The organism is Endozoicomonas sp. ONNA1 (genome assembly GCF_024606325.1).
GTDB lineage: Bacteria > Pseudomonadota > Gammaproteobacteria > Pseudomonadales > Endozoicomonadaceae > Endozoicomonas_A.
Genome location: NZ_JAHHPN010000607.1, coordinates 1 through 2,679 on the forward strand (window position 1 = coordinate 1; position 2,679 = coordinate 2,679).

Sequence of the window (2,679 nt, forward strand, 5' to 3'; positions counted from 1 at the left end):
AAATTGAGGATGAAAATTCGGTTTTGTGAGGAGAATAGCGAGCTATTTGACGAACGAAAGTGGACTTTCAGACTAAATTACCGCCGCCGCACGACTGCATGGATGCAAGAGCCAGAGCAACGCAGGAACAGTTGCCGTGAAGGGCAGTCTATTCTCGGTCAGGCTCCTGTTGGGTTGCCGGAGCCGTAAGTGTTTCGGTTAGCAGCGGTATTGATCTTTGTGGCCTTTGCACCGCTTAAAATGGGCTTTTATTCGGTTTGAGCCAAGTTAGAATTTCTACATCAGTTGAAGAGCGGTGATGAAGGTTGTAAGGTTTTTGTTGATTTTAATAGCTATACATTCCATAGCACTTCGTGCTGAAATGCTGTCTGAAACGAAAAAAGTATTGGATTTTTTTGATCAGAGCATAGAGAAAACATTCCCAGCGAGCTCAGATGAGTATAAAAAACATGAAGCCTTGAAACATTCTCTGAGGCTTAATATTGTTATTGATGAACTTAGGGTGAGCTTTTCAGTGCTTCACTATAAGCTAAATGCTTCTGCAACATCGGCTAAAGATGTGCTTTTGCAAAATCTACAGCAATCAATGAGTCAAGTCTTGCATGAACATGTATCTCAAGAACTTTCTACGGCGTTAATGGAGTTCAGTACAGTTATTATACATGGTGTAAGTATGAGTGATTACCTACATCCGTTTGAATCAATGGAGGTAAGAGATTTGAAAGTAAAAATCACATCTCTACTGGAACAAATATTAAATATTTTTCTCAATAGTCAAGATCTCCATGACTTTTATAGGTCTATTGGAATGGATGCCAGTTTTTCTGAAATTGTGGCTTTTTTACAATCTATTTTGTCTGAAAAGTAATTTATCCACATTAACAACAAGTATAACAAATGCAACCAGTTCTTTCTGGGGTCTCCCCCCTACATCTGATGCGCCTTGATCGCACAGCAGAACCATACGTTAGATGAAGTTAGATTAATGCATGAGATAAGTAATATGAATATTGCAGGAAAAAAGCTACCTTCAATTAATACAGAAGATGTATCGCTATCTGATAAAAAGCAAAAAAACGAATGTGATGAAAATTCTAAGGAAAAACTTATTCCTCATAGAAAAAGTGAACCATTTTATGGATTGGAACTGAAAAGCAGGAAGGTTGAAGAAATAAGTTTGCATGATGGGCAAAAATATAAAAATCTCTGTATTACACCAGAGAGGCTATCTAAAAAGGGGGTTTTATTAGCAGATAAAGATGATCAAGAATCAATATTGAAAGTTGCAAATTTAATTTTCAAGGCGATGAATAACCCAAGTAATCCTTTATATACATTCTTATCGGGAGGAAACACTCCAACAGCCAGTGATGAAGCTAAAAGGATAAAAGTTAATAACTTTCTGGAATCTTATGATGAATTAGATCTTTTCATTACTCTTCATTCTAATGGAAAAAAGCTGGATACAAAGACTTTCGTTTCCGATGAAGAGCTTAATAGCACCTTTGAAAACTATGGTGTTGTTATTCTGAATGGATTGAATCCAGACAAGCATTCTACTTTAATGCTTGGTTGTGGTCATAATAATGATTATTGTGATCATTCAAACATAGATACTTTGGATATTCGGGCAAGTATCAAACCTGATGTTTTATTACAGTGGGGAGACAAAAGAGCAATTGAATATCTCAGTATATTAAATAAATATGATGAAATTGTTGATGAAGGACCTTTGTGTTCATTTATGAATTACTCGGATGATTATTTCTCGGCAGTAAGGTCATGCTTGGTTGAAAATGGAAAATTACGACTACCAAGCCACGTGCTTGATGAAAGTAAAATTCCATTAGACTTTATAAAAGATGGCTCTTCAAAGAGAAATAATTTTGGTTCACGTCACTTTTGCACAACCTATATCTACTCCCCTGGTTGAAATCACCTAACAAGTGGCTATGCTGCCAACTGCAGATTATCCTGCTAAACCGGCACTGGCCGAAGATTCGGCAGCAACTGTCATCAGGAACCTACCAACCCAAACCCATGCGGTGGGATGACCCCCACCAAACCGGATGAGAGCAAGCGCAAGATCTTAGAGTAGACATTAAGCCTCACCCACAGCACAAAGATCTAATCTTGTACGCCCTGAACAAACATCTTGTGCAGGGTGTTCACGTTTCGCATTATCTGCCCAGAAGTCGAGGAGCTTCCTTGTATGTGAGTGCAGAGACTTACCATAAGGGATAAAATGACATTACCAAACAGACTGGTTCCACTTTTCATCGCCTTATTTATTTTGGCTGTTCAAGGTGAGTTCTGCCGCCGGAAATGAATCTTTTTTGAGCTTAATGTCTACCCTTAGAGCGCAAGATGGCCTTCTGCCGCCTGTACTTTCAAATATCGTACTCAATAATCTGGCTGGGGAGCAGGAAAAGGGGAACCTTGGAATTGACCGCCGTGCCCACGACAGTGTTGTATTCCCAAACCATACGGTATTGGCAATGCCAGATGACATGCGTTAACTTTTCAAATTTGCTCATGCTACTTCCTTTGTCTAGTAGTTGTGGAGACAACTCAGAGATAAGGAGTAGCAGGGGTAGTTCATGGCAGGCGAAGCCAACCATTCACAGGGAAAAATCATGAAACCTCCTGAAAATATTGACCTGTAGCTTATATTTGTTT

The 2,679-nt window shown here is 39.0% G+C and carries 4 protein-coding genes; 3 read left to right on the top strand and 1 reads right to left on the bottom strand.

Annotated features, from left to right (window positions below; genetic code table 11):
• The 3 genes from KDK19_RS13930 to KDK19_RS13940 all read left to right on the top strand — a co-directional run.
• On the top strand, positions 1-189 hold a 189-nt coding region (locus tag KDK19_RS13930; protein WP_257292198.1), incomplete at its 5' end, for a hypothetical protein.
• Positions 190-298: 109 nt separating this feature from the next.
• Positions 299-868 carry a hypothetical protein gene (locus KDK19_RS13935; protein WP_257292199.1) on the top strand — a complete coding sequence of 190 codons (570 nt, stop codon included), beginning with the start codon at positions 299-301 and terminating at the stop codon, positions 866-868.
• Positions 869-1,003: 135 nt separating this feature from the next.
• Positions 1,004-1,933, top strand: a complete 930-nt coding sequence (locus KDK19_RS13940; protein ID WP_257253964.1) for a hypothetical protein — start codon at positions 1,004-1,006, stop codon at positions 1,931-1,933.
• 457 nt (positions 1,934-2,390) lie between these two features.
• Here the strand turns inward: KDK19_RS13940 and KDK19_RS13945 are convergent, their stop codons facing one another.
• The gene (locus KDK19_RS13945) at positions 2,391-2,537 is read right to left on the bottom strand and encodes a hypothetical protein (protein ID WP_257282047.1); all 147 of its coding nucleotides are present in this window, start codon (positions 2,535-2,537) and stop codon (positions 2,391-2,393) included.
• Between the last annotated feature and the right edge of the window lie 142 nt (positions 2,538-2,679).